Source organism: Alishewanella longhuensis (assembly GCF_014653435.1).
GTDB classification, from domain to species: domain Bacteria; phylum Pseudomonadota; class Gammaproteobacteria; order Enterobacterales; family Alteromonadaceae; genus Alishewanella; species Alishewanella longhuensis.
This window is the reverse complement of record NZ_BNAO01000005.1, coordinates 4,533-30,892: the sequence shown is the minus strand read 5'-3', so window position 1 is coordinate 30,892 and position 26,360 is coordinate 4,533. Positions and strand designations below refer to the sequence as shown.

The window sequence follows — 26,360 nt, the reverse complement described above, 5'->3', positions numbered from 1 at the left end:
TTATTTTCTTGTAAAAGCCAGCAAATTAACGAGTTGCCGGCAGTTTAACATACAAAAATTGAATGTCATCTGTGCATCAGACTGATGATGAGCGCCAAAGCGTTCTTGTGTTTAGTGTCAGCTGTCTTTAACATAGGCGGCCTTAAATTCTATTTGTGGAGCCGCAGTAGCATGTTCAGTGGGAGTATCGTTGCCCTGGTGACCCCGATGACCGCCGATGGTCAGGTCGATTTTGATAGTTTGCAACAGCTGGTCGCCTTTCATTTAACAGAGGGAAGCGATGGTTTGGTCATTATGGGGACTACTGGCGAAGCCGCTACCCTCAGCCTGGCAGAACAACATGCGGTAATGACAACAGTATGCGAGCAGGTAGCAGGTAAAATTCCGGTGATAGCGGGTAATGGTGCTATGGCAACCAGTGATGCTATTGAGAAAACACAATTTTTTGCTGACTTACCTATTGCCGGTTATCTAACGGTGACGCCTTTCTACAATAAGCCTACTCAAAAAGGTATGCTAGCGCATTTTAGTGCGGTAGCTGCGGTAACCGATAAGCCGATCATTCTTTATAATGTACCGGGGCGTACCGGCGTTGATATTTTACCCGCCACAGTGGCTGCACTTGCTAAGGTTCCTAATATCGTTGGTATTAAAGAGGCGACAGGTTCATTAAGCCGTCTAGCAGATTTGCAAGCCTTATGTCCCTCTGACTTTATGCTACTAAGCGGTGATGATGCGACTTTCGCTGAATTTATGTTGGCAGGTGGGCATGGCGTGATCTCCGTTACTGCTAATGTGGCGCCAGCGGCAATGTCGGCGATCTGTCAGGCAGCGACAGCAGATGATGTTGCTGAGGTTCGCCGTTTAGACGGGCGTCTGCAAGCTTTGCATCGTGACTTATTTATCGAGTCAAATCCCATTCCAACAAAATGGGCGTTATGGCGAATGGGGCTAATGCAGTCAGATTTCCTGCGTTTACCTCTTACGCAATTGGAACCAATTCATAACACAATAATCGAACAGGCATTACAACAAGCCGGAATTCAATATCAGGACCGGAACTGAAAAGCAGGAGTAGTATAGGTGCAAAAGTGGGCCCAAGGTTGTGTTGCTGTGAGTGTGCTATTAAGCGGCTGTGCAGTATTTGACAAAACACCAGCAGAAAACAAGGATGCCAGGCAAGTAACGCTACGCATTCCGGCGGGTATGGCGGTGCCAAACCAGCCCTCTGCTTACGATATTCCTGCTATATCAACAGCGTCGACAAATTCAGGCACTCTTATTGATAAACGTTCGCCAACGCTTATTTTGGCGACGGCAAGTAGCAGTCGGTTGGAAGAAGAAGAGAAACTGGCGCGAGTCTGGTTTGAACGTAATGATTATACCGGTGATATCAAACCCTTTATCAGTGAACAATTACAGCAATTTTTTGTCGGTCAGCAAGTAAGATTAACGCAGACAGATGAGACAGGCTTGCGCTACGAAACGGGTTGGATCACTCGCTCACGCAGCGCGGGATTTTGGTTTTGGAAATCGGAAAATGCGGTTGATCAGGTACGTTATGCTATTGAGTTGGCACCAAGACCTCATGGCCGTAGTTTGAGTATGACGGTAGCGTTGTTGGAGCATCAGTACTTTGTACCCGGAGAACAGTTAACCGCAGTTGATGTGAAAGCAAATGAAGTTAATTTGTTAAATAGGGTAATTAATCAGGTTGCTATTGCTGAAGCCAAAATTGCTCGTGAGATGCGTGCTCAGGTAGCAGAAGTTTCACTTGAACCTGGCATGGATCAAGCGGGTAATCCGGCACTGGTAACCAGTCAGCCATTAGATGTTACCTGGTCGCAGCTAGAGTTGCTATTTAGTGAGTTAAATCTGACAGTCACAGATTTTGATCGTTCGGTATTTACTTACTTTGTTAACTATACGAAGCCAGAGCGTGGTTTTTGGCGCGCAGTAACGTTCCGCTCTGCTCCGACAGGCTTGCCGTTAGTGGAAGGTGATTATCAGATAGTGTTATCACGGTTACCTAACAATAACACGGCTATTTCCTGGTTGAATAAAGACGGTCAGCCGTTAAGTGCAGCAGAAGTTACTGCATTATATGAGCCAGTGGTTGCAGCTATCCGTGCTGCTGGTGCTGAGTTATAATCAGCAGTAAAAAGTCATTTGCGATCAGGCCAAAGCCCTTTATACTTTGCGCCTGATTTTAGTGCCTGCCGTTCGGAGTGGAAAATGGTCCAAAAGACAACTGAGCTGTACCGTGGAAAAGCCAAAACTGTGTATAACACGACTGATGAAAATCTGTTAGTGCTGCACTTTCGAAATGATACCTCGGCCTTTGATGGTGAGCGTATTGAACAGCTTGATCGTAAAGGCATGATCAACAATAAATTTAACTACTTTATTATGCAAAAACTGGAACAAGCGGGTATTCCAACGCAAGTTCAGCAGCTATTAAGCGATGATGAAGTATTAGTAAAGAAATTGCAGATGATCCCGGTAGAGTGTGTAGTGCGCAATTATGCTGCAGGCTCGTTAGTTCGTCGTTTAGGTGTTACAGAGGGAACCGCATTAACGCCGGCAACCTTTGAGCTATTTCTGAAAAATGACGCCCTGCATGATCCTATGGTGAACGAGTCATTGGCCGTTTCTTTCGGTTGGGCCACTGCCGAGCAGCTCGCCGAAATGAAGCAACTTACCTATCGTGCCAACGAGGTGCTAAGCGCGTTGTTCGCAGAAGCGGGTATGCTGTTGGTTGACTTCAAACTCGAGTTTGGTTTGTTTAATGGTAAAATTGTGCTGGGCGATGAGTTTTCACCAGATGGTTGTCGTTTGTGGGATAAAGAAACTCGTAAGAAATTGGATAAAGATCGTTTCCGCCAAGGTTTAGGTGGCGTAGTTGAAGCCTACGAAGAGGTTGCTCAGCGGCTAGGTGTAAATCTGGCCTAAGCGCTGACAGTTTGGCGCTATGTTGGACAGATATTCAGTAAGCTCGATAAAGCCACCTGCGGGTGGCTTTATATTTAACATGGCAAGGCTGATTGATAAGGAGCAGGAGAACGCATGGTAGTAACAAAATGGCAAGGATTACAGGCGTTTCAACGTTTGGTTGTATTGTTACTGGTAGTTTTGCTACCGAGCAGCGCCTTACAAGCGGCTGCACGATCTTCTCTTTATCAGGCAGAGGTGAGTGCAGAGCAAACGCAACAACAATGGCAACGTGAAGCCTTGCAACAGGTGTTGATTCGGGTTACCGGTCAGCCTGACATCATGCAACAACCCCAGTTGCGCAGTGAATTGGCTAATGCTGCGAGCTATGTAAAGCAGTTTGAAGCTGTACGTACCGATCACGGTAATAGTGTCCGTGTATTATTAGACGCGCAGCGTATTCAGCAATTACTGCGCCAGCAGCAAATTCCGATTTGGGGAGGGCAACGACCCGAGCTGTTGTTTTGGATAGTGGAGCAACAGGGTGCAGAACGCCAATTTGTGCGGCAAAGCGATAGTGTCTGGCTGCAAAGTTTACAAGAAGCGCTTACGGCCCAAGCCCTACCTTACACTTTACCGTTATATGATATTGATGATTTACTTAATTTAACGGAAACCGATGTTTGGGCCGGTTTTTGGCAGCAAATTGAGCAAGCGAGTAGTCGCTATCGTGTACATCAAATTGTTGTGCTGTTGCTTGAGGCTGCCGGTAACACAGAGGCGGGTGGTTGGAAGTTAACAGCATTGAGGCAGCATGATGGTAATATATTGCGTGATGAGCTGGAGGCAACTAGCGAGCAACAGCTGATGCAGCAATATGCAGACCGGCTTAGCCAACAACTAGCGCAGCAATATGCAATTTTATTAACTCCGAATATGCAGCAGCAAGCAGTGCTGCAAATTAATGGGCTGAAAAGCTTGGCTGATGTGGTTACACTGGAGCGCCGTTTTAGTGAGTTACTAGGGGTTAGCCGAGTGCAAATAGTGCGCCATGCTCCAGCAGAAACGCTGTTTGGCTTGACCCTGCAGATGAGTGAAGAACAGCTTTTACAGAGCTTAGTATTTGAGCCTAACTTAACGCGGCGGCCAGCAGCGGATCCTTGGTCATCAGATTATGCGACGGCAACAACGCCGCAGACTGTATTGGCTGAGTTTGATTATAGCAAGCCCTAGATGCAGCCTTTGCAATACACTCTGGCTGTAACTCTGCCAGAAGATGAGACTTTAGATAGCTTTTATGCCGCAGAGCAAAGTGCGGCAGTCAGCTTCTTAAAACAGTATTTGCGTAAACCCTTCGGTCAAGCACCTGTGTATTTATTTGGCGCCAGTGGCAGCGGCAAATCTCATTTGTTGTACGCCGCTTGCGTGCAAGCGCAGGAACAAGGGTTAACCAGTCAACTGCTGGCCCTACAAGATTGTGAGCAGCTAAGCCCAAGGATATTAGACAATCTAGAGCAATTGGATCTGGTCTGTTTGGATAACATTCAGGCAATAGCTGGTGATCTAGGATGGCAGGTAGCCTTATTTGATCTTTATAATCGTTTAGTCGAACAGGGTAAGGCGCTGATTATCGTCGGTAATCAGGCCCCGCAACAGTTAGGCATTACCTTGCCTGACTTGGTGTCGCGGTTACATGCTTGTACCAGTTTTCAGTTAAGATTACTGAGTGACGAAGATAAACAAAAGTTACTTCAGCAAAAAGCCCGGCTGCGCGGTATTGAATTACCAGATGAGGCGGCACGCTATTTACTTAATCACCATGACCGGGATATCAGAGCCTTAGTGGCCATGTTAGATCGGTTAGATAAAGCCTCAATAGTGCATCAACGCAAACTGACTATTCCTTTTATCCGTGAAATCTTACAAGAAATACCACAAAGACCAGCGTGATGGCTGAAAAATTGTATTTTCAGTCGAAAAATCTGGAGCTAAGCCTGCGGCAGTGGTGATTTCTGGTGTATTATTAGCAACTTTGAACAAAGTTAATTCTGCTGACGTTGAGGAAAACAATGAACCTGACAGCAATATTAAATGAAGCTCTGGCGGCGGTTGCCGCTGCTGGAGATATTCCTGCTCTGGAAGAGGTTCGCGTAACCTTTATGGGCAAAAAAGGCAGTATTACCGAACTGTTAAAATCACTAGGTGCCATGGATCCGGAGCAACGTAAAATTGCCGGTCAGCAAATTAATGATTTAAAGCAGCAAGTGCAAGATGCACTGAACGAAAAGCGCGATGCTCTGCAGCAAGCGCAACTCTCTGCCAAGCTTTCACAGGAACGCATCGATGTCACTCTACCAGGTCGTGGTTTAGAAGCGGGTGGTTTACATCCAGTTAGCCGCACTATTGCGCGCATTGAGAGTTTTTTTGCCGAACTGGGTTTTGAAACCAAGCATGGTCCGGAAATTGAAGATGATTTCCACAACTTTGATGCGTTGAATATTCCTGAACATCATCCGGCCCGTGCCGATCACGATACCTTTTATTTTAATCCAAAGCTGATGCTGCGTACTCAAACGTCGGGCGTGCAAATCCGCACTATGGAACAACAACAGCCGCCATTGCGTATTATCTCGCCAGGGCGGGTTTATCGTAACGATTATGATCAAACGCATACGCCGATGTTCCATCAGGTTGAAGGTTTGATGGTGGATAAAAACGTTAGCTTTACTGAGCTTAAAGGTATTTTGCACGACTTTTTGCATAATTTCTTCGAAGAAGACTTAAAGATCCGTTTTCGACCCTCGTTTTTCCCTTTTACCGAGCCTTCGGCTGAAGTGGATGTGATGGGTAAAAATGGCAAGTGGTTAGAAGTATTAGGCTGTGGCATGGTGCACCCCAATGTACTGCGCTCTGTGGGTATCGACCCTGAAGTCTATAGCGGCTTTGCCTTTGGTATGGGGGTAGAGCGTTTAACCATGTTGCGTTATGGCGTAACTGATTTACGCTCATTCTTTGAAAATGATGTGCGCTTCTTAAAGCAGTTCAGATAAGCGGAGTATTAAAACATGAAATTTAGCGAATCCTGGTTACGTGAATGGGTAAACCCAGCGCTGGATACTCAGGCCTTATCTGAACAGTTATCCATGGCTGGCCTGGAAGTTGATGGTATTGAAAAAGTGGCGGGGGACTTTCACGGTGTCGTCGTAGGTGAAGTGGTTGCTTGTGGTCCTCATCCTGATGCTGACAAGTTGCAAGTGACGAAAGTAAATGTTGGCGGCCCAGAGCTGCTGGACATTGTATGCGGTGCTAAAAACTGCCGTTTAGGCTTAAAAGTTGCGGTTGCTACGGTTGGCGCCATTTTGCCAGGTAACTTTGAAATTAAAAAAGCCAAATTACGTGGTCAGCCATCACATGGCATGCTGTGTTCATTTTCTGAGCTTGGCATGGCTGACGATTCAGATGGGATCTTAGAATTACCCCAAGATGCGCCTGTAGGTACTGATTTACGTCAGTATTTAGCGCTGGATGACGTGACTATCGAAGTAGATTTAACGCCAAATCGGGCGGATTGTTTAGGGATTAAAGGCCTGGCCCGAGAAGTCGCAGTGTTAAATAAATTAACAGTATGCGAGCCGGTTATTGCCGCAGTAGCTCCTGCTATTGATGAGCAAAAAGCCATTATTCTTGAGGCGCCAGCGGCTTGTCCGCGTTACTTGGGCCGGGTGATTCGTAATGTTAACGTTAAGGCGATCAGTCCGTTATGGCTGACCGAAAAGTTACGCCGTTCGGGTGTACGCAGTATTGATGCTATCGTCGATATTACTAACTATATTTTGTTAGAGCTTGGCCATCCGATGCACGCCTTTGATTTATCAAAAATTGATGGCGCGATTAAAGTGCGTATGGCGACAGCCGGCGAGAAGTTGGTGTTGCTGGATGGTAATGAAGTCAGCCTGCATGACAACACCTTGTTGATTGCCGATGAACACAAGGCCCTAGCAATGGCGGGTATCTTTGGTGGCTTAGCTAGCGGTGTAACCACCGATACTACGGACATTTTCCTGGAAAGCGCCTTTTTTGCACCTTTAGCCATTGCCGGCAAAGCACGTCAGTATGGCTTACATACTGACGCTTCGCATCGCTATGAGCGTGGTGTTGATCCTGCATTACAGCGCACAGCGATGGAGCGGGCAACCGCCTTATTGCTAGAGATTGTCGGTGGTGAGGCAGGCCCCATTACAGAAGCCGTTGCCAACGAGCACTTGCCGCAAAAAGCACCTATTAGCTTAACTGAGCAAAAGTTAACGCGTATTTTAGGTCATCATGTTGCGAAGACGGAAGTTACAGATATTTTAAGCCGTCTTGGTTTGCATGTTACCGAAATCGCTGGAGGCTGGCAGGTCGCTGTACCAGGGTACCGGTTTGATATCAGCATTGCAGAAGATCTGATTGAAGAAGTGGCGCGGGTATACGGTTACAACAATATCCCCAATGTGGCGCCAGTAGCCTCTTTACAGATGCGTGCTTTTAAAGAGGCGGCGTTGAGTGTGCCGCAAATGCGACAGGTCTTAGTCGACCGAGGTTACCAGGAAGCCATTACCTACAGCTTTGTTGATCCTAAAGTACAGCAAGCGCTGTTTGCTAATCAGCAGGCTTTGGTATTACCTAATCCGATTTCTGCCGATATGTCGGCGATGCGCCTTAATTTATGGCCAGGTTTGCTACAGGCAGTACAGTATAATCAAAGCCGTCAGCAGAACCGTTTACGCTTATTCGAGTATGGCCTAAAGTTTATCCCTGATGCTAAAGCTGAAGGTGGCGTACGCCAGGTACCGGTAATAGGTGGCGTTATTATTGGCTCCTTAGCTAATGAACACTGGAGCATTGCCGAGCGCCCGGTAGATTTCTATGATATTAAAGCTGATGTTGAGGCTTTATTAGCGTTATTGTCCAATCAGCATGCCGTGCGTTTTACTGCCGCTGAGCACTGTGCGTTACATCCCGGGCAAACTGCGGCTGTTTCTGTCAATGAGCAGCACGTAGGTTATCTGGGTGCCCTACATCCAGAAGCTGAGCGCAAGCTGGGCATTAAGGGCAAAGCGTACTTATTTGAATTAGAGCTGGCAGCGCTGGGTGAGCGGCAGATAGTGCAAGCCCAAGAGTTGTCAAAATACCAGGCAAATCGTAGAGATTTAGCGATAGTGGTGAAATCAGATGTGCAATTTACCGATATTGTTGCTAGTATAAAAAAAGTTGGCGCAAATCAGTTAGTTGACCTAAAATTGTTTGATGTCTACACCGGTCAGGGTGTAGCAGAGGGCTTTAAGTCATTAGCAATTGCTCTGACTTTACAAGATAGTGCGCGTACGCTTGAGGATAAAGATATCCAACTGGTTGTAAATCAAGTGGTTAGCGTACTTAAAGATGATTTCGACGCAACGTTGAGGGATTAAGAAATGGCGCTTACCAAAGCTGATTTAGCTGAACGTCTGTTTACCAAATTTGGCGTGAGCAAACGCGATGCCAAGCTGATAGTAGAAGCTTTTTTTGAAGAGATCCGTGCCGCACTGGAATCCGGCGAGCAGGTAAAACTATCTGGCTTTGGTAATTTTGACTTGCGCACCAAAAATGAACGGCCAGGGCGTAACCCGAAAACCGGAGAAGATATCCCGATTTCGGCGCGCTGTGTGGTGACTTTTCGTCCAGGCCAGAAGTTAAAGTCTCGGGTCGAGGCGGGTACCAGTAAAGCCTAACAAGGTTTTTAACTCTGCTTTTGAACACCTTAATCAGAAAACGGTAGTTACTTGTAACTACCGTTTTTTTAGTTTTTTTCAAAGATTAGCTGATCCAGATGAATGGTAAAACTGTAAAGAAATAAGTTCACTACAGGGCATAACCTTATGGCAGTAAAAATTGGGATCAGCGCCTGCGTCTTAGGCGATAAAGTAAGATTTGACGGGGGGCACAAAGCCTCCACCTTTTGTACACAGCAGTTACAACCTTTAGTGCAGTATGTTGCTGTTTGTCCTGAGCAAGCTATTGGCATGGGGGTGCCACGCCCAGCTATCCGTTTACAACGAGATACACAGCAACAAATTAGGTTGGTACAAAGCCGGGATAATAGCCTGGATTACACTGAGCAAATGTTAGATTACACGGCGCAGATGCTACCTCGTTTTGCTGAGCTTAGTGGTTATATTGTTTGTGCAAAATCCCCTACGTGCGGTATGGAACGTGTCAAACTCTATGATACTGAGGGTAATGCCTTAGGTAAGCTTGCAGTGGGGGTTTACACCCGGCAATTAATGCAAGCGTATCCGTGGTTACCGGTGGAAGAAGACGGCCGCTTACTAGATCCTGCTTTAAAGGAGAACTTTGTCAGCAGAGTGTTTGCTTGTCACGATTTTCAAAAAACGATGCGTGATGGGTTTTCTATTGGTAAATTGGTCGCTTTTCACAGTCGTTACAAATTTTTAGTGATGGCGCATTCTCCCGTTGCCTATCATCAGTTAGGGAAACTGGTTGCCGAGGCAAAGTTATTTCAGCCGGCGGAGTTACAACTTCGTTATTTAACCGAGTTAATGCAAGCGATGCGCAATATTGCCACTCGTAAGCAGCATGCTAACGTGTTACAGCACTTGCAGGGTTTTTTAAAAAAATTAATGGACAGTGCGGCACGACAGGAGCTAGCTGAACTGATTAACCGCTATCGCTGCGGACGAGTACCGCTGTTGGCGCCGGTGACGTTATTGCAGCACTATCTGCGTTTGTATCCGAATAACTATTTACAGCAACAAGTCTATTTTAATCCTTATCCAGAACAATTGGGGCTGCGCGCATAATGGAGAAGACTCCGGTTCATTTGGTTTGGTTACGGCATGATTTACGTTACCACGACAATCAAGCGTTATACACTGCGCGAGAGGCTGCGCAGCTAGATAACGGTATTGTATTAGCCTTGTATATTGCGACACCACTTAGCTGGCAACAGCACGATATGGCAATGATACGACAAGATCTTATACGTAGAAGGGTAGCTGCGTTAACGGCTGAATTGGCTGAACTCAAGATCCCTTTGTTGGCTGTTGAAGGTATGGACTACGACAGCTGCGTTGCAGTGATCGCACAGCTACTGCCGCTAGGTGTCGTAGCGTTATATGCCCAGCAGGAATACGAAGTGCGTGAGCATGCTCGTGATCATGCGGTTGCCGCCAAATTACATGAACAACAGATCCCTTGTTATTGGTTTGATAGACTATGTGTTATGCCTCCAGGCTCAGTATTAACGCAGCAGGGGGATATTTATAAAGTCTTTACGCCGTTTAAGCGCAATTGGTTAGTCAAACTAGCCACATTTGGGGTAAAGTGTTTTCCCAAGCCTGCAGTACAAAGCGCTACCGCTATCGTTGTACCTAATTTAACCCCTATGCAGGCTGGCGATAACAGTTCTGCTGGCTGGCCAGTGGCCGAGCTGGAAGTGCTTAATCGTATGCGCATTTTCTGCCAGCAGCGGGTGCAAGATTATACAACGGCACGCGATTTTCCTGCTATTGATGGTACCTCTTCTTTGTCAGCCTATTTAGCCATTGGCGTGCTATCTGCGCAGCAATGTGTGGCAAGGTTACAACATGAAGCTGGGCAACAACTCGAGCAAGAGAAAAGCGGGGCTTCTGTCTGGTTATCTGAGCTTATTTGGCGGGATTTTTATAAGCACATTTTAGTTGCTTTTCCTCGGCTTATTAAACATCAGGCTTTTCAAACGGAAACGGATCGGATTAATTGGCCAAACGATAACAGGTTATTTGCAGCCTGGTGTCGTGGCGAGACCGGTTACCCCATAGTGGATGCCGCTATGCGGCAATTGAATGAAACCGGTTGGATGCATAATCGGCTTAGAATGATCACCGCCAGCTTTTTGGTAAAAGATTTACATATCGATTGGCGCTGGGGTGAACGATATTTTATGTCGAAATTAATTGATGGTGATTTTGCCGCCAATAATGGCGGCTGGCAATGGGCGGCATCGACCGGCACCGACGCGGCACCTTATTTTCGGATTTTTAATCCGGTAACGCAAAGCGAGCGCTTCGATCCGTCAGGCGATTTTATTCGCCGCTATTTACCCATGCTCGCGAGCAAAACCAATAAAGAGATCCATTGGCCGCATAAGCCTGTTACTGCTAAAGGGTATTTTCGGCCGGTGGTTGAACATAACGAGGCACGTAAACTCACCTTAGCCTTGTTTTCTGCGGTTAAAAGCCAGGAGTCACCATGCTAGTTGACGCACGTATTCAGGCTTTTCTGGATTATTTTAATCAGCTCTCCAACAGTAACCTTGGCAGTACTGAGGCGATCTATCACCCAAAAGTACTGTTTATCGATCCTGTTCATCAAATTCGGGGCAGAGATCAATTAATATCTTACCTTGAGCATGGTTATCAGCGGCTTAATTATGCTCGCTTTACCGCAGAGCAGGCCGTGGTAACAGGTGATGAAGGCTTTTTGAGCTGGCAAATGTGTTTTAGCCATCCAGCCATTGGTAAGGGTAAAGAAGTTACGGTGGACGGTTGCTCAGCCTTACGTTGGCAAGAGGGACAAATAATTTACCATCGTGATTATTATGATCTCACAGAGATGGTCTATCAGCATATCCCAGTGGTGAGCTGGCTTACCGGCAAAGTACGCCAGAAAATGGCAGATAAGTAATTTAGTGCAGTATTTAAAATTATAGGGTTAAGGAAATTTATGCGTATTGCAGTAGTTGGTGGTGGTATCTCTGGCATGCTGAGTTGGTATCTACTACAAAGAAAGTATGATGTGACCTTATTAGAGGCGAATAATTATTTAGGCGGCCATACTGCGACTGTGGATGTAGAAGTACAAGGGCAAAACTACGCTATTGATACCGGCTTTATCGTGTTTAACAATTGGACTTATCCTATTTTTAATAAGTTTATCGCTGAGTTGGGTGTGGCTTCATTAGCGACCGAAATGAGCTTTTCCGTAAAAAATACTCAAAATAATCTGGAATATAACGGCAATACCTTTGCCAGCTTATTCGCGCAAAAGCGTAATATTTTTCGTCCTTCTTTTTGGAGAATGCTGCTCGAGATCACCCGTTTTAATAAGCTAGGTAAGAAGCTGGTTGCTGCTGATCATGCTGATCTTGATTTGGAGTTGGGTGCATTTCTAGATAAGCATGGTTTTGGTGCCGGTATTCGAGATAATTATTTACTGCCAATGGGAGCGGCTATTTGGTCCGCTGGCTTAACCGATATGCCTAAATTTCCGGTGCGGTTTTTCTTAAGATTTTTTAATAATCATGGCTTACTAAATATCAATGACAGACCGCAATGGTCAGTGATTAAAGGTGGCTCCAGAAGTTATGTCGAGGCGCTGTTGGCAAAGGTGGGGAGCGATAAGTTACGCCTTAATCAACATATTACTGGCGTTTCGCGGCAAGCTGATGGTGTCACAGTCCACTATGCTGATGGCAAGACTGAGCAATTTGATAAAGTGGTGTTTGCTTGTCATAGCGATCAAGCTTTATCGTTACTGAAAGATGCATCAAATGAAGAGACTGCGGTGCTTGGCGGGATTGCTTATCAGCAGAATGAAGTGGTGCTGCATACCGATACTCGTCTATTACCGGTAAGAAAGGCAGCTTGGGCCTCCTGGAACTACAATTTAGATAACCAGCGTAGTGACCGCTCAACCTTAACGTACAATATGAATATTTTGCAGCGTTTGACTGCGCCGGTGACCTTTTGTGTTACGTTAAACAATACCACTAATATTGCTAAGGATAAAATTTTGGGCGTTTACCACTACGCGCACCCTGTTTACAACCCGATGACTATTGCGTGCCAGCAGCGGCGTGCTGAAATTAATGGTCAGCGTCACAGCTACTTTTGTGGCGCCTATTGGTATAACGGTTTTCATGAAGATGGCGCACGCAGTGCCGTTGATGTTGCTGCTATGCTTGGAGTAAGTTACTGATGCAAAGCGGTCATGCCGTGTATTGTGGCCGGGTAGGCCATAAACGCTTTTTACCTAAGGTACATGGCTTTGATTATCCATATAGTGCTTACTGGTTAGATTGCTCTCAATTGTCGAAAACCAGCTTGGCGGCGGTTGGGATTAAGTTTAATGCTTTTGGTGCCATTAGTTACCGGCGTAAGGATTACCTTAGTGGTGATGCGGATTTAGCACAGGCAGTGCGTGATAAAGTGCGACAATTAGGCGGCGATAAAGGTATCACTCAGGTGTTTCTGGCATCTCCTTTAGCGAGTTGGGGGCTGTATTTTAGCCCGCTTAATTTGTACTATTGTTATGATGAATATGGCGATTGCTGTTACCTATTGGCTGAAGTGAGTAATACCCCCTGGAATGAGCGGCATTACTATCTACAGCAACTCTGTGCTGACATCGCTCAATATCAGCATGATAAAGTGTTTCATGTCTCGCCCTTTAATCCATTGGATATGCAATATCGCTGGCAGATCCCAGAGCCCGCCGAAAGCTTATTTTGCAGTATTACCAATATCCGTGAACAACAAGCGGTATTTAGCGCTTGGTTTAAGTTGCAGCGTTTTAGTTTAACAAAGGCGGTACGTCGGAAGATTTTGATCCGTCAGCCATGGCAAAGCGTACAGATATTTACACGAATTTATTGGCAAGCACTGAAGTTATTAATTAAACGTGTGCCTGTTTACGCCCATCCAAAGTCCAGGGGATCTGATGTATGAGTTTGTCGCTTAGCGAGAAAGCGGTTTTTGATAATCTCGGTTGGTTCGACCGGTTATGTCGTAAGTTTACCTTAAACTTTTTAAGCCAGTTACAGCATGGTGCTATTACCGTATCCGAAGCTGGTGATGAGCAGCATTTTGGTGATGAGCATGCTGAGCTTAAGGTCGTTATCACCGTACTTGACCCGGCTTTTTATCAAAAATTGATTTTAGCAGGGTCGGTAGGTGGTGGAGAGGCCTATATTCATGGCTATTGGCGCTGTGATAATTTAACGGCGTTGGTGCAGATCTTCGCCCGTAATTTGGCGGTGCTGGATAAAATGGACTCTACCTGGGCTCGGTTAAGTCGCCCGGTGTTAAAGCTACTAAATTACCGAAATCGTAATACCTTATCACAATCTAAGCGCAATATTGCTGCACATTACGATTTAGGTAATGCAATGTATAAGTTGTTTTTAGATGACAGCATGATGTACTCCAGCGCTGTGTATCCAACAGGTGATGTGGGTTTAGCCGCAGCTCAGCAGCACAAATTGGCGCAAATTTGTCAGCGTTTGCAACTTAAACCCGAAGATCATGTCATCGAGATTGGTACTGGTTGGGGCAGTATGGCCATTTACGCTGCACAGCATTTTGGCTGCAAGGTTACTACAACCACTATTTCACAGCAGCAGTATGATTACACGGCACAGCGTATTCGTGAGTTGGGGCTGGAACAACAAATTACCCTGCTTTTTAAAGATTATCGTGAGCTTGAAGGCACTTACGACAAACTAGTGTCTATTGAGATGATAGAAGCCGTAGGCGATGACTTTTTAGATGATTATTTTGAAAAGTGCAGCAGCTTGCTAAAACCAGATGGTATTATGGTACTGCAAGCCATCACCATGGTAGATAATCGTTATCAGCAATATGTGCGGGAAGTGGACTTTATTAAACGCTATATTTTCCCTGGTGGCTGTTTACCGTCTATCAGCCGGATGGCCAATGCCGTTGCCGATAAAACTGATTTAGTGATCCGTCAGGTGCAAGACATTGGTTTTGACTATGCACGGACTTTAAAAGATTGGTGTGATAATTTTATGGCTCAACGTGATGCCGTGCATCAATTGGGCTACGATGATAATTTTATCCGCTTATGGCATTTTTATCTGTGTTATTGCGAAGGGGGCTTTCGTGAGCGAGCGACCAGCGCAGTACACTTAGTGCTAACTAAACCAGAGAACCGTAGTAGCTTTTAAAGCTTACTTATCAATACCATAAAGAACACCGGCATTTGCCGGTGTTCTTTATAAATTAAAATATAAAATCAGCTGTTTAAGGAGTGGTTTGTTCAGGAACCAGTATTAAGCCTTGTTCGGTAATGACAATCTTCTTTTCTTTATACAAAGCGCCAATGGCTTGTTTAAACGCTTTTTTGCTTACGCCAAACGCATCATAAATTTGTTCTGGAGAGCTTTTATCGGTTAACGCCAGTTTTCCACCGTTTTGCTTGAGTTTATACAGCACTTTGTCGGTAAGTTCTTGCGCTTGCTTGTGCGTTGTACTGACTAAACGCAAATCGATTTTGCCGTCATCACGTACTTTCATGACATAAGCTGTTAATTTATCACCACGGCGTAGCGGCTTAAATACTTCATTTTTATACAATACACCCCAGTGTTGATGTTCAATCACCACCTTGTAGCCTAAATCAGTTTGTTCGCTGACAATAATCGCTACCTTGTCGCCAATCTGATAATTTGCTGGCGTTTTATGGATATGCCGGTCTAACTTGGTCGATGCAACAATACGATTGCTAAGATCAACATAACAGTAAACCAGATAGTGCTGGCCTTCTTTTAAAGGAATTTGCTGCTCACTAAAAGGCACTAATAAATCTTTCTTTACACCCCAATTTAAAAAAGCACCCACTTTGGTAATAGCAACTACAGGCAGCATAGCGACCTGGCCTACCATAATGCGTGGCCGCTCTGTGGTGGCAATTAACTGATCTTCTGAATCAAGGTATAAAAATACGTTAAGTTCTTGACCAATTTCTAAATTGGCGGGAGCGACGTTATTTGGTAGCAGGATCTCACCCCAGCTTAAACCGTCCAGGTAGTAACCAAACTTGACCTGCTTTTTAACGGTTAATGTATTTAGGGTACCCAGTGCTAGCATTTTCGCCTCATCATAAAATCATTTAAGACGGCTATTGTAGCGGCTTTTGCTGATTGTTGCTGGCCTAATTTACTAGACGTCAGCCGCTATTTGGGTATTACTTTTCAGCCCCTAGCTACTTACAGCTTCACAAAGCCTTTGGTTAATAAGTTTAATGTTGCAGTTTTCCGTAGCTCTAAACGCTGCCATACTTTTTCATGAAAGAAGTAACCTACAGTGTTAACGGCAGGTTCTATTACCGCGACCAAACCACCTAGTACCAGATCGCCGGTAATTAAGTAAGTGACGCCAAAGGCAATGCTAAAATGCATAATAGCGAACGTAATAGTTTTAGTCATGATTGTGGTCCTTTTGAGATGCTTTTGGTAATGATAGTGGTTATTATTATTAATTAAAGCGAATATTAGTAATTGCCTTAATCAATTATTTAGATTAATGGGAGTCATCGGTGTATTGTTATTTTTCGTATACTATTTGGGTATAACGATTACTGATTTAACAGTCAGGTTGCTGAGGAATGATCATGGATTGCCGTGAATGGTTAGATATAAAACAGTACGAGTTTTTAATGAATTACTTTATGCGTCGTCAACGCGAGTTGGGGTTAGCGGAGCTGAATGAGCCTTATAGCTATGATGGTTTTAGTCTTTATGATCAGTTATATCAGCAGGTAGTAAAAGAAGCAGAGGTTGCCTATATAGAATGTTTTGGTGAGCCTGCACCGCCCATCGCCTTTACCAACTTATTTCATCTTGCTGAACTTGAGTTGGCGGGTAAGCGCCCCAGGCTAAAAAGCCCTAAGGCGCTACAATAGTTTATGTAACAGAAATGACAAGACTTAGTCTTCCAACCGCTTTAAGGCGTCGGTCAGCATAGGAACGTCGAGTCTGTCATTAAGGGGGACCAAAGTACCGGCAGACCAAACACCGTAGCTGCCGTCTTGCCGCAAAATCATCATCTTATCTTTACGGATACTAATGATATCTTGCTGACTAATATTGAGCTTAGGTAACAAGCTAGGTGCTAGTAAATTATCTCCCAGCCAGCGATTGTCACTTTGACAACCCGCAGCGTACAGCAAAGTTGGTAACCAATCTAACTGCTGGCTATTGTGCTGCTTAACTTGCGTGAGCAACTCTGGCCAGCGAACAAAGGCTTGCTGTGGTGCTAATTGAAATTTAGTATTGTTGCTGTGAAGCGGAACTACAACAATTTGTTGATATTCTTGATAATCTTCCCAGCGTAGCTCGGGGTTTCCATCGAATACAATAGCATAGGGCTTTTGTTCAAATACTATTGGTGTCCAGGGCAAGCTATTGCTAAGAGCTGGATTGCGATTCACGACGCTAAAACGCTCTTCAGGTAATTGTGTAAGCCAACCCGGAGCTTGTTGCAGAGTCTGACCATTGTTCTGCTCAGCCATAAATTGGCCATAAAGCAGATTAAGTAAAGCTTCAGTCACGTTATTTGGTGCGAAATGCTGATCGTGTATCCGTAATCGCTGAGCACGCAAAAACTGTTGTTGGCTCTCGTTTAATGTATCAGTAACCAATAACAAGGTAGTAGGGTGCAGTGGCAAATCACAGCGAAGCGTACTACTAGCAGGTAACGGGTTATGCAGACTCAATTTATCGGCCTGGCGTTGTGCACGCTTAGTTAAATCGACTAGCTGATAACGCGCCAGTAAGCTTTTTGCGGTGGCGGGGTAAGAAAAAGGCAACACATTATCTTGCCGGGTAATATCCCACTGCAATCTAGCGTCGGCGTAAATGTGTAGTAAGTGGCTTAACATAAAACTGCCGAAGAATATGACCAGTGCTGGTTTTCCCACACCTGATTGGCTGAGTCGGGTAATTTTTTTCCAACAAAAGTTACTTATTACTAATTCAAGAGCAAATAACAAGGCAGCAACCAGCGTGACAATCAGGATAAAGTTACGCAGATTGGTGACGACTTGCTGTCGTAAAAGGTCGATAGTTTGGTCGTAAGAGGCACTGCCAATATGATAGCCTAGCTGGCTGTATACGTAGGCATCAAAGATTAACACGACCAATCCCAGAGTGGCTAAGCCGGCAGCTAAGCCGCGGATATGCCTTTGATAAGGAAAAATAAGCGACAGTGGGAAAATGGTTAGAATAAAAAACATAAAGCAGATAAAAGCAGTATGGCCGAGCCAGTTTAAGATTAAATAACTCCAGCCTATGAGACTTTGTGGTAGCGGTTCTGACCACCAAAACATCGCTGTTACCAGCAGTGCGATAAGAATGTTAAATAAGCTAAACCAGTGCCCCCAGTTTAGCAGCCGGTTGACCTTTTTAACCAGTGAGAGATTCTGCTCTAGCACCATTGGGGGTTAATTACGGCGTTGTGAAACGGCATCACTTAATGCCTGGTTAAAAGAACTAGCAACAGCTTCACGCTGGGTTGCAGGTACTGAGGTGTTAATCACGTGGCTCACCGCGTTACCTAAGCACATTAGACTCAGCTCTGTGGTAGCTTGCTGGTTGTGCAGGGTATCGAGTAATTGATTCACCAGCTTTTCAATCTGGTCAGTAGAATATTTTGATATAATAGGCATGGAATACTCAGATAAACATAATTTAAACAGATAGAATAGTAACAGAATTCAGAAAAAACAGGAAAATTTATGTCGGTAGATATGCAGCATTTGGCGATTAATTTTATTGCGTTGACCGATAGCGGCGAGCATAAAGCGCATTACCGTGATGACTTAATTGGGAATGGCCCCGCGGTTGCCACCTTAGTAGAGCAGCTACATTTAGCCTATAATGGCAAACCAGCAAAAGGTTATGCCAGCTTTAATGCTGAAAAATCAGATCGTGTGGTTAACGCTTTAGCGGATTGGCAAGCAGAGCAAAGCAACTTTTTAGGTTTTGCCAAGGCCACAACTGATGCGTTAGTGGTGGAGTTAAGTCAGCACCAGTTACCTGAGACGGGTTACTTGTTGTTAGCACATTACCGTTACTTGGCTAGTGAGTTTCTGCTGGTGTGTTTGCTGGGTAGTAAAGATCACTTTGAATTATCAGATCAGTTAGAGTTAGCAACCTCGCGTCATTTAGATATTGGCCGCATGCAATTAGCCGCACGCGTTGATTTAACCGAATATGCTGTCAATGCAGCTAAAGGTAATTATATCAGTTTTATTCGTGGTCGGGCTGGACGCAAAGTGGCAGATTTTTTCCTGGACTTTTTGGGCTGTGACGAAGGTACAGATGCCAGAGTGAATAGCCAAAAAGTGCTGTCTTCGGTCGAAGAATATTTAGGAGCCGCAGAATTTGCCAATGAAGAAAAAACGGCAGCCCGTCGCCAGGTATTCGATTATTGTGAAGAGCGTGCCAAAGCAGGGCAAGAGGTCGTACTCGCAGAGCTTTCAGCCGTTATCGATCCTGAACAGGAGAATGGCTTTTTACATTACTGCGCTGAGCAGCAATTAGAGGTTGCCGAACAGTTTCCTGTTGAAGTGAAAGAGCTGAAAAAACTGGTTAAATTTAATGGCGCCGGTGGAGGTTTATCGCTTAGCTTTGATGAGAAATTGCTTGGGGAAAGGGTTCAGTATGATGTAAAGACTGATACCCTAGTTATTAAAGGAACGCCGCCTAATTTACGCGATCAACTACAGCGTTTTACTCAGGGCTATTCGAGCTTTGATCAGTCTTAGGGCTTAGGTTTTGCGTTGTAGCCATTGGCTTTGCTGATGGCTGCAATGGTCCGACATCAGCCGGATGTTTAAAGTCTTTTAAGCTTGGCATCTTCTGCTTAGCAGAACGTTTAACAAGCATTACATTACCGATAACGAAACCAAAGGTGATTGCCAGCGCCCAAAATAATGGCCAGTTCATGTTTTATGCCTCGCAAATATTAGTAATATAACGTTGAAAGAGCGTGGGTAAATGTTGTAACACACTTTGTTGCTCTGCAATAGCATGATGTTGCAAAGTGTATTGCAAAGCACTTAGGCTAAAGGCTGTTTGGTATTGGCTGGCTAGTGGCTGATAGCTAATATGCCACGGCTCGGCGGCTACACCGCCTTGATACACTTTATAAGGTAGAAAAAAACCATAATCAGCGGCATGCTTATCTAACCATAAGGTAAGTTTGTGAAAGGGCCCATCCGCAGCATATTCCGCTGGTTGCAGCTGTATTTCATAGTCAGCTGGTACTGCTGCTGCATCATAAATATCCAGTTCTGTGCCCCAGTGATGCCGACTTGCTCCAGGCAACGCAGAATACAACATGATGGCTTCAAGTTTCGCCAAGCCCTGCAGTGTTGAAATATCAACGATTTGCTGGGTACTGTCATACACTGGCCGCAGTCCTTCGCATTTTGCCCGCCAAATTTTTGCCTGCCGTTCAAAGCCACGCCAAGCCGATACTACCCTAAGTTCAATACCCTCTGTAGCCATGGCGCGAGCTAATTGTCTAAAAGCAGGTAATACCTGTTGATGCAGCAGGTGGCAATGGTCAATTTCGCGCATCTGGCTGCTATCCAGACCTGTCAATAACCCTACCTCAGGTATCAAGGATGTCATGCACTTAGCCGTTGCTGTAAATTTACTAATAATTGCAGATACACATCGGTAAGTTGCGTTAAGTCAGGTATAGAAACACATTCGTTTATTTTATGAATGGTGGCATTGCACGGGCCTAGTTCGATAACCTGAGCACCTGTTGGTGCTATAAAGCGCCCATCTGAAGTACCGCCGGTGGTTTCGAGACGTGGTGTAATACCACGCACCTTTTCAACTGCCGCAACCGTGGCTTCGACCAGGTCGCCGCTGTCAGTTAGGAAAGGTAATCCATTATAAGTCCAGTCTATTTGATAATTCAGACCAAATTTATCCAAGATGGCATACACCCGGCTTTGTAATTGCTCTGCGGTAAGCTCGGTGCTGTAGCGAAAATTAAACATTACTTTAAGCTCACCTGGAATAACATTAGAAGCACCAGTTCCAGCATGAATATTAGCGATTTGAAAGCTGGTAGCTGGGAAATAATCATTGCCGTTGTCCCAGATCTCTGCTGCAAGAGCCGCTAATGCAGGTGCTGCTTTATGTACCGGATTATCAGCCAGGTGAGGATAGGCAACGTGACCCTGGATACCTTTGACGCTAAGATGGCCCGTTAAAGAACCTCTACGGCCATTTTTAATGACATCGCCTAGCTGCTTCCCGCTGGAGGGTTCACCAACTAGACACCAACGAATTTTTTCCTGACGCGCTTCCAAAGTCTCTACCACTTTAACGGTGCCGTTGATAAAAGGACCTTCCTCATCACTGGTAATGAGGAAGGCGATATTAAATTCCGGTTCAGGATGTAACGCGATAAAGCGCTCAGTAGCGACTATCATTGCCGCCAGGCTGCCTTTCATATCTGCCGCGCCACGTCCGTAAAGGGTGTCACCAATAATCGTAGGAGTAAAAGGGGGAGTGTGCCATTGTTCAACCGGGCCACTAGGTACGACATCGGTATGGCCAGCAAAACAAAAGAGCGGTTTATTCTGACCGTGACGTGCCCACATATTCAAGGTGTCATCAAAGGGCAGCATTTCAATATTAAAACCTATTTTCGCTAGCCGGTCAGCCATCAGGCTTTGGCAACCAGCATCTTCAGGAGTCACGGAAGGCTTTTCAATCAGCGCCATAGTGAGTGCCAGAGTGGCATTACTTACAGGGTCAAATAGGGAGGTCATAGCGCGCCTTTTTCTATAAAGTTGAGATAAATTTTTCGTAACTACTTTCTGAGAAACCTAGCAAGTATTCGTTACCGTGCGCCAGCACCGGCCTTTTAATTAAAGCCGGTTGCGATAGCATCAATGCTAGAGCACTTTGTTGGTCAATATTGGCTTTTTGTTCGTCGCTTAATTGTCGCCAGGTTGTGCCTCGGGTATTCAGCAACGGCTGCCACCCCAGTTTTGCTGCAAAGTCTGTTAAGAGTTCGGAGGTGATACCATCAGTTCTATAATCATGAAATTGGTATTCAAGTCGGTGTTGTTCCAAGTATTGTCTGGCTTTTTTTATCGTATCGCAGTTTTTAATTCCGTAGAGCTTTATCATAAGTTTAGTTTCTATATTGAAAGTAAATTATTGAGAGTGAGATAAAATCTGTTGCTCAGCCGAGTCACTTTTTTCTTTGGTATGAGTTTTCAGTTGTAAAACAAACAACGGATCCTCGTTTGCATTTACCTGAGCTTTCCTGCTATAGATTTTGTCCACATATACAGAGCCAACAATGGTAGCTAGGCAGTAAATATCATCTAACACCAGTTGCAAGTAGGGTAAATCGAGCTGTAAGACAGGTGTGCCGGCCGTTATTTTCTTACAAGAACGGCTCAACCAATGCATGCCTTTGCCATGTAAATTACGCAAAGCAACAGGAAGGTCTAATGTGAGACTAAGTCCGGATTGATGTTTGAACACTAAGCGTCTATCAAGGTCTCGTGCGGTAGAAAACTCGGCATTAAATGGCGCATAAATGGTGCCTTGCTGTAGTTTGCAGCTTAATGTACTAGGTAGTATATCTTGATAATACAATGGCATTGGATGCATATTAAGCGGAGCTAATTGGCCGCTAAACGGGCTTTTAATCACAAAACCCTGAAGTTTAGACCAATCTTGTTGCCAGATAATCTCTGAATACGACACGCTGACTCTCCCATCTTTTCTTGAAACGAATGATAACGTAAAATATCGGTAATATCAGTATCTTTCCTTGGGCCTTTTTGCCCAGCAAGGCCGTCAGCTGATATCTATGGTAAACTTGAAAAAGTGGCTAATTTGACGATTCAGTTTAGAATATCTGTTGAGAAGAAGCTTTTTCTAACTGAAAAAAGCTAAAGAACAGCCAGCAACGCAGTAAGTATGCGGTTTTTGTTGTCCACAGATTCTGTGCATAACTTTGTGAGTAATGTGAAGTTATCTTTTCAATATATTGATTAATAATAAAAATATTTGATGGCATGTTTTTTGTTAGTTTTGTTAAGCTGCAGGAAATGACAAAGAGCATGATAAACACGACTTTTCATGAAAAAACATCCCAAAAACATATAACTCTACAATCTTTATATTCATTATTTTATGACTAATTTTTTACTTTTTAACTCAGTAAAACAGCCCGTAGTGTCTACTTTATGCTAATGTCTAATAAGTAGCAGACGAAGCTGTTCGGAGTAATGAAATGAGACTAATCAGCACAATAAACTCTGGTTATACGTACAGCCGCACATGGCCAGCTAAACCTGAATTAAATGCAATCTTCCCAGAAAATAAGGTTATTTTTTTAACTAGGAAAGCCGTTCGCTATTTACCCGCTTTGGCGATACTTACTGCAGGTATCCAACTAAAGTTGTTAGGGACAGATTTTTTGGGGCAAATCATAGCAATGATGTTATTGCTGGTGTCGATGCCGTTACAAGGTTGGTATTGGTTGGGTGTTCGTGCAAACACTAATCTTCCTCCCGCCTTAATTACTTGGGCCAGGGAAATCCGCGAGCAAATCCAAAAGCAGGGTAATGTAGATGCAGTACCAGGTATCCCGAAAAACTATTTAGACTTAGCCCACCTGTTACGGCAGGCTTATCAACAATTAGACAACTCCGTAATGCGCCGTTGGTTTTAAACTGCGCGTTACCTATATGCTAAGCAAGATTGAATACCGACCAAACAGGGGCGTGGTCTGAGGGGCGTTCTAACCCTCTTAGTTCATAATCAATAGCGGCTTCAGTACAAAGTGCCGCTAGTGGAGGGGTCGCCATGACCACATCGATTCTCAGACCTCTGTTATCATCAAACCCCTTAGAGCGATAGTCAAACCAACTGTACTGCGAGCCGACATCTGGATGTAGGGCTCGGTAGGTATCAATCAGCCCCCAATCTTTTAACTGCTGCAACCAAGCGCGCTCTTCAGGTAGAAATGAGGTTTTACCTTCACGTAACCAGCGTTTAGCATTGGCTTCGCCTATGCCGATGTCAAGATCGATAGGTGAGATATTAATGTCACCAATTACAGCGACATAATCTTCAGCACTGTTATGATGTTGTTCCAAAAAGTTTTGCAAATCGGCATAAAAGCGTGTTTTAGCAGGAAACTTGGTGGGATGCTCGCGGTTTTCGCCTTGCGGAAAATAACCATTTAATACAGTGAGGACTTTACCTGTACTGAGCTGATATTGGCCGATAAGCATGCGACGCTGTGCATCGTCTGGATCGCCAGGAAAGCCATATTGCATACTGAGTGCAGGTGCTTTACTTAAAATCGCTACACCATAATGACCCTTTTGACCAAAATGATAAACATGATAGCCCATGGCTTGTACATCAGTTAGAGGGAATTCACTATCCTGTACTTTGATTTCTTGTAAGCCGATAATATCGGGCTGATGTTTGTTTATCAGTGCTTGTAACTGATGTAAGCGAGCGCGAATACCATTAATATTAAAAGAGATTATTTTCATACTTGGTCCAGATTCTAGCGTATTTATTTTGGCGTGGATCATAACATGTAAAACGAAGCAGTGCGAAACAGGAGCAAGTAGCTTGGCAATAGTAATGTCTGAAACTCTACCTTTTAATTACGAGTTAATTTTTAGCGCAAGACGCCGCTCGGTGCAACTTGCCATAGTGCAAGGACAACTAAAAATTAGAGCTCCGACAGGTACGTCTGCAGAGTTTTTACAGCAACTGTTAATACAGAAACAAGATTGGGTGTTAAAGCATTTACAAACTAGTAAGGTAACGATTAAGCCTAGCTGGGTTAATCGTACGCAAATTTTAATCAGTGGAGAGCTTTTGGCTTTTAGTTGGATTTTAGCCACTAAAGGGCAGGTGATAGTTAACGAGCAGGGAGTTCAAGTTCAGGTACCGATGCGGGTAGATATTGCACGACGTGACCGTTATATCGAGCAACAGATACAGCATTACTTGACGAATCTAGCCGAAGTTTTCTTTCAGAAGCAAGTTCAGCAGCAAGCAGCATTGATGGCGGTCACACCAACCGCAGTTCGTATCGGTAGTTGGCGGCGTCGATGGGGTTGCTGTGATAGTCGGGGTGTTGTCGGCTTTAATTGGCGCTTACTTCAAGCCCCTGATTGGGTAGCTCGCTATGTAGTGATCCATGAATTATCGCATTTACGGTACATGAATCACTCAGCAGCTTTTTGGCAGTTCGTAAAAACATATTATCCTGAGTACCTCGCGGCACAGCGTTGGTTGAAAACCCATCAATCACAATTGTTTTAAAAAAAGCCGACCTAGTGGTCGGCATGAAATGGAGAATAATCAAAGGAGAGAGGTGTGTCATACAACGCATAGTAATGTGACCTGCCCCTAGATGAAAAGTTCCGGGAAAAGTTTTTGCATAAACAGGCGTTTTTGGTTTAATCTCGGCGGCAGTCCGTTAGCTATATTGGTATATTTTGCGCTAGAGCGCCAATGCAATGATTAATAGCGGTAAATTCAGACATAGACATAGACATAGACAGAGTATCCTACGATGACGAGCCCTCAACGTTTATTACAATTATTGACGCTTTTAGATGTGACCCGCCTGCAAGAGGTTGATGATGAGTATCATTTACAGGATTGGCTATCAACTTTACCTGTTACCTCAATTCCAGTTGCGGCTTTTTGTGTTTACCCCTCTTTTCTAAGAATAACAGAAGAGTTTATTCGCCTTCATGCACCAGGTGCAGCTTTAGCAACAGTAGTGAATTTTCCAGATGGTAATCAATCTCTAACTACCGTTTTAGCTGATATTACCGCTGCTCTCGCTAATGGCGCTAATGAGATTGATTGTGTTATGCCGTATCACACCTTGCTCGCGGGTGATGAGCGCGCCGTTTTAGCGTTTTTATCTGCGGTGCGTCAGGCAAGTTCGGGTGCTTGTTTAAAAATTATTATTGAGTCGGGAGAGCTGCTTACCGCGCAGCAGACTACCAAAGCAACAGAGTTAGTTATTGCCTGTGGTGCGGAGTTTGTAAAGACCTCAACAGGCAAGGTACCTGTTGGCGTTACTTTAGAGGCAGCTAGAATTATTTTGACTAGCATAGCCGCAGCAGATCGGCCAATTGGTTTTAAGGCTTCTGGTGGCGTGAAAACGGTTGCTCAGGCACTAGATTTAATGGATTTATATGAAAATATAACAGGTAAGTCAGCGACTCCGGCTAACCTGCGGATTGGTGCCAGTACTTTATTAACGGAGCTTTGTCAGCAGCTAACTTGCTGATGTAGTTTGTAGCTATCGAGTGTGCTGCCAATGGTCGAACCTGACGAAGGTTCTCACCTTCCCGATGCGATGTATTCGAATTTGAATGTAAAACAAGAAAAAAAGTATAAAAATGAAATGGTGGAGGGGGAAGGATGACTCGCTTCGCTCGCCTTGCAGGTCAGCGTCACTCTGTGCCGCTGTTCAATGCTACGCATTGTCGAACCTGACTAAGGTTCTCACCTTCCCCATGCGATGTATTGGAATTTGAATGTAAAACAAGAAAAAAGTATGAAAATG

At 44.7% G+C, this 26,360-nt stretch carries 29 protein-coding genes and 1 other RNA gene; 19 read left to right on the top strand and 11 right to left on the bottom strand.

Annotated elements, in window-relative coordinates; translation table 11 throughout:
* Positions 1-171 precede the first annotated feature (171 nt).
* The 14 genes from dapA to IE163_RS11020 all read left to right on the top strand — a co-directional run bounded on the left by dapA (position 172) and on the right by IE163_RS11020 (position 14,920).
* Positions 172-1,065, top strand: a complete 894-nt coding sequence (gene dapA / locus IE163_RS11085; protein WP_189433043.1) for a 4-hydroxy-tetrahydrodipicolinate synthase — start codon at positions 172-174, stop codon at positions 1,063-1,065.
* Positions 1,066-1,083: 18 nt separating this feature from the next.
* Positions 1,084-2,151, top strand: a complete 1,068-nt coding sequence (gene bamC, locus IE163_RS11080; RefSeq protein WP_189433042.1) for an NlpB/DapX family lipoprotein — start codon at positions 1,084-1,086, stop codon at positions 2,149-2,151.
* Positions 2,152-2,235: 84 nt separating this feature from the next.
* Positions 2,236-2,952 carry a phosphoribosylaminoimidazolesuccinocarboxamide synthase gene (purC, locus tag IE163_RS11075; protein WP_189433041.1) on the top strand — a complete coding sequence of 239 codons (717 nt, stop codon included), beginning with the start codon at positions 2,236-2,238 and terminating at the stop codon, positions 2,950-2,952.
* Between the two features lie 114 nt (positions 2,953-3,066).
* Positions 3,067-4,164: a DUF2066 domain-containing protein gene (locus IE163_RS11070; protein WP_189433040.1), complete on the top strand. Its 1,098-nt coding sequence runs from the start codon at positions 3,067-3,069 to the stop codon at positions 4,162-4,164.
* A complete protein-coding gene (gene hda, locus IE163_RS11065; protein ID WP_189433039.1) occupies positions 4,165-4,881 on the top strand; it encodes a DnaA regulatory inactivator Hda in 717 nt (238 codons plus the stop codon).
* A 119-nt stretch (positions 4,882-5,000) separates the two neighbouring features.
* Positions 5,001-5,981 carry a phenylalanine--tRNA ligase subunit alpha gene (pheS, locus tag IE163_RS11060; protein WP_189433038.1) on the top strand — a complete coding sequence of 327 codons (981 nt, stop codon included), beginning with the start codon at positions 5,001-5,003 and terminating at the stop codon, positions 5,979-5,981.
* A 15-nt stretch (positions 5,982-5,996) separates the two neighbouring features.
* Positions 5,997-8,384, top strand: a complete 2,388-nt coding sequence (gene pheT, locus IE163_RS11055) for a phenylalanine--tRNA ligase subunit beta (protein ID WP_189433037.1) — start codon at positions 5,997-5,999, stop codon at positions 8,382-8,384.
* A gap of 3 nt (positions 8,385-8,387) precedes the next feature.
* Positions 8,388-8,684, top strand: a complete 297-nt coding sequence (gene ihfA / locus IE163_RS11050) for an integration host factor subunit alpha (RefSeq protein ID WP_189433036.1) — start codon at positions 8,388-8,390, stop codon at positions 8,682-8,684.
* A gap of 147 nt (positions 8,685-8,831) precedes the next feature.
* Positions 8,832-9,773, top strand: a complete 942-nt coding sequence (locus IE163_RS11045) for a YbgA family protein (protein WP_189433035.1) — start codon at positions 8,832-8,834, stop codon at positions 9,771-9,773.
* Complete coding sequence (gene phrB, locus IE163_RS11040; protein ID WP_189433034.1) at positions 9,773-11,209, top strand: deoxyribodipyrimidine photo-lyase; 1,437 nt, start codon at positions 9,773-9,775, stop codon at positions 11,207-11,209. The genes IE163_RS11045 and phrB overlap by 1 nt, the downstream gene beginning before the upstream one ends.
* On the top strand, positions 11,203-11,637 hold the full coding sequence (locus IE163_RS11035) for a nuclear transport factor 2 family protein (protein ID WP_189433033.1): 435 nt from the start codon (positions 11,203-11,205) through the stop codon (positions 11,635-11,637). Before phrB ends, IE163_RS11035 begins: the two co-directional genes overlap by 7 nt.
* Positions 11,638-11,676: 39 nt before the next feature.
* Positions 11,677-12,930, top strand: coding sequence for an NAD(P)/FAD-dependent oxidoreductase (locus IE163_RS11030; RefSeq protein WP_189433032.1), 1,254 nt, complete (start codon positions 11,677-11,679; stop codon positions 12,928-12,930).
* Positions 12,930-13,679 (top strand): DUF1365 domain-containing protein, encoded by a 750-nt coding sequence (locus tag IE163_RS11025; RefSeq protein ID WP_189433031.1) that lies wholly within the window; start codon positions 12,930-12,932, stop codon positions 13,677-13,679. Before IE163_RS11030 ends, IE163_RS11025 begins: the two co-directional genes overlap by 1 nt.
* Positions 13,676-14,920, top strand: a complete 1,245-nt coding sequence (locus IE163_RS11020; RefSeq protein WP_189433030.1) for an SAM-dependent methyltransferase — start codon at positions 13,676-13,678, stop codon at positions 14,918-14,920. The genes IE163_RS11025 and IE163_RS11020 overlap by 4 nt, the downstream gene beginning before the upstream one ends.
* Positions 14,921-14,996: 76 nt before the next feature.
* On the opposite strand, the gene IE163_RS11015 is transcribed toward IE163_RS11020, so the two are convergent.
* Entirely contained in the window at positions 14,997-15,842 is an 846-nt protein-coding gene (locus tag IE163_RS11015) for a CvfB family protein (protein ID WP_189433029.1), read from the bottom strand.
* Positions 15,843-15,961: 119 nt separating this feature from the next.
* Positions 15,962-16,180 carry a DUF2061 domain-containing protein gene (locus IE163_RS11010; RefSeq protein WP_189433028.1) on the bottom strand — a complete coding sequence of 73 codons (219 nt, stop codon included), beginning with the start codon at positions 16,178-16,180 and terminating at the stop codon, positions 15,962-15,964.
* 185 nt (positions 16,181-16,365) lie between these two features.
* On the opposite strand from IE163_RS11010, the gene IE163_RS11005 reads away from it, so the two are divergent.
* Positions 16,366-16,656: a hypothetical protein gene (locus IE163_RS11005; protein ID WP_189433027.1), complete on the top strand. Its 291-nt coding sequence runs from the start codon at positions 16,366-16,368 to the stop codon at positions 16,654-16,656.
* Between the two features lie 24 nt (positions 16,657-16,680).
* Here the strand turns inward: IE163_RS11005 and IE163_RS11000 are convergent, their stop codons facing one another.
* Together IE163_RS11000 and IE163_RS10995 are read right to left on the bottom strand one after the other, a co-directional pair.
* Complete coding sequence (locus IE163_RS11000; protein ID WP_189433026.1) at positions 16,681-18,189, bottom strand: DUF3413 domain-containing protein; 1,509 nt, start codon at positions 18,187-18,189, stop codon at positions 16,681-16,683.
* Positions 18,190-18,195: 6 nt separating this feature from the next.
* Positions 18,196-18,420, bottom strand: a complete 225-nt coding sequence (locus IE163_RS10995) for a YejL family protein (RefSeq protein WP_189433025.1) — start codon at positions 18,418-18,420, stop codon at positions 18,196-18,198.
* Positions 18,421-18,489: 69 nt separating this feature from the next.
* Between IE163_RS10995 and yejK the strand changes: the two genes are divergently transcribed.
* On the top strand, positions 18,490-19,521 hold the full coding sequence (yejK, locus tag IE163_RS10990) for a nucleoid-associated protein YejK (protein ID WP_189433024.1): 1,032 nt from the start codon (positions 18,490-18,492) through the stop codon (positions 19,519-19,521).
* On the opposite strand, the gene IE163_RS10985 is transcribed toward yejK, so the two are convergent.
* The 5 genes from IE163_RS10985 to IE163_RS10965 are packed head-to-tail and all read right to left on the bottom strand — an operon-like array spanning position 19,487 to position 22,504.
* Positions 19,487-19,702, bottom strand: coding sequence for a DUF2897 family protein (locus IE163_RS10985; protein WP_189433023.1), 216 nt, complete (start codon positions 19,700-19,702; stop codon positions 19,487-19,489). The two genes, yejK and IE163_RS10985, sit on opposite strands and share 35 nt — an antisense overlap.
* A 3-nt stretch (positions 19,703-19,705) precedes the next feature.
* On the bottom strand, positions 19,706-20,392 hold the full coding sequence (locus tag IE163_RS10980; RefSeq protein ID WP_189433022.1) for a M15 family metallopeptidase: 687 nt from the start codon (positions 20,390-20,392) through the stop codon (positions 19,706-19,708).
* Positions 20,389-21,552, bottom strand: a complete 1,164-nt coding sequence (dapE, locus tag IE163_RS10975; protein ID WP_189433021.1) for a succinyl-diaminopimelate desuccinylase — start codon at positions 21,550-21,552, stop codon at positions 20,389-20,391. The genes IE163_RS10980 and dapE overlap by 4 nt, the downstream gene beginning before the upstream one ends.
* Positions 21,553-21,565: 13 nt before the next feature.
* On the bottom strand, positions 21,566-21,916 hold the full coding sequence (locus tag IE163_RS10970) for an ArsC family reductase (protein WP_189433020.1): 351 nt from the start codon (positions 21,914-21,916) through the stop codon (positions 21,566-21,568).
* A gap of 27 nt (positions 21,917-21,943) precedes the next feature.
* The gene (locus IE163_RS10965; protein WP_189433019.1) at positions 21,944-22,504 is read right to left on the bottom strand and encodes a PTS glucose transporter subunit IIA; all 561 of its coding nucleotides are present in this window, start codon (positions 22,502-22,504) and stop codon (positions 21,944-21,946) included.
* 532 nt (positions 22,505-23,036) lie between these two features.
* Between IE163_RS10965 and yfbV the strand changes: the two genes are divergently transcribed.
* A complete protein-coding gene (gene yfbV / locus IE163_RS10960; RefSeq protein WP_189433018.1) occupies positions 23,037-23,477 on the top strand; it encodes a terminus macrodomain insulation protein YfbV in 441 nt (146 codons plus the stop codon).
* A gap of 19 nt (positions 23,478-23,496) precedes the next feature.
* On the opposite strand, the gene xthA is transcribed toward yfbV, so the two are convergent.
* Positions 23,497-24,312 (bottom strand): exodeoxyribonuclease III, encoded by an 816-nt coding sequence (xthA, locus tag IE163_RS10955; RefSeq protein WP_189433017.1) that lies wholly within the window; start codon positions 24,310-24,312, stop codon positions 23,497-23,499.
* A 94-nt stretch (positions 24,313-24,406) separates the two neighbouring features.
* Here xthA and IE163_RS10950 point away from each other — a divergent pair, with 94 nt between their 5' ends.
* A complete protein-coding gene (locus IE163_RS10950; protein ID WP_189433016.1) occupies positions 24,407-25,096 on the top strand; it encodes a M48 family metallopeptidase in 690 nt (229 codons plus the stop codon).
* A gap of 253 nt (positions 25,097-25,349) precedes the next feature.
* On the top strand, positions 25,350-26,081 hold the full coding sequence (gene deoC / locus IE163_RS10945) for a deoxyribose-phosphate aldolase (RefSeq protein ID WP_189433015.1): 732 nt from the start codon (positions 25,350-25,352) through the stop codon (positions 26,079-26,081).
* A gap of 118 nt (positions 26,082-26,199) precedes the next feature.
* On the opposite strand, the gene IE163_RS10940 is transcribed toward deoC, so the two are convergent.
* A non-coding RNA gene (locus tag IE163_RS10940) (RtT sRNA) lies at positions 26,200-26,323 on the bottom strand.
* Positions 26,324-26,360 lie beyond the last annotated feature (37 nt).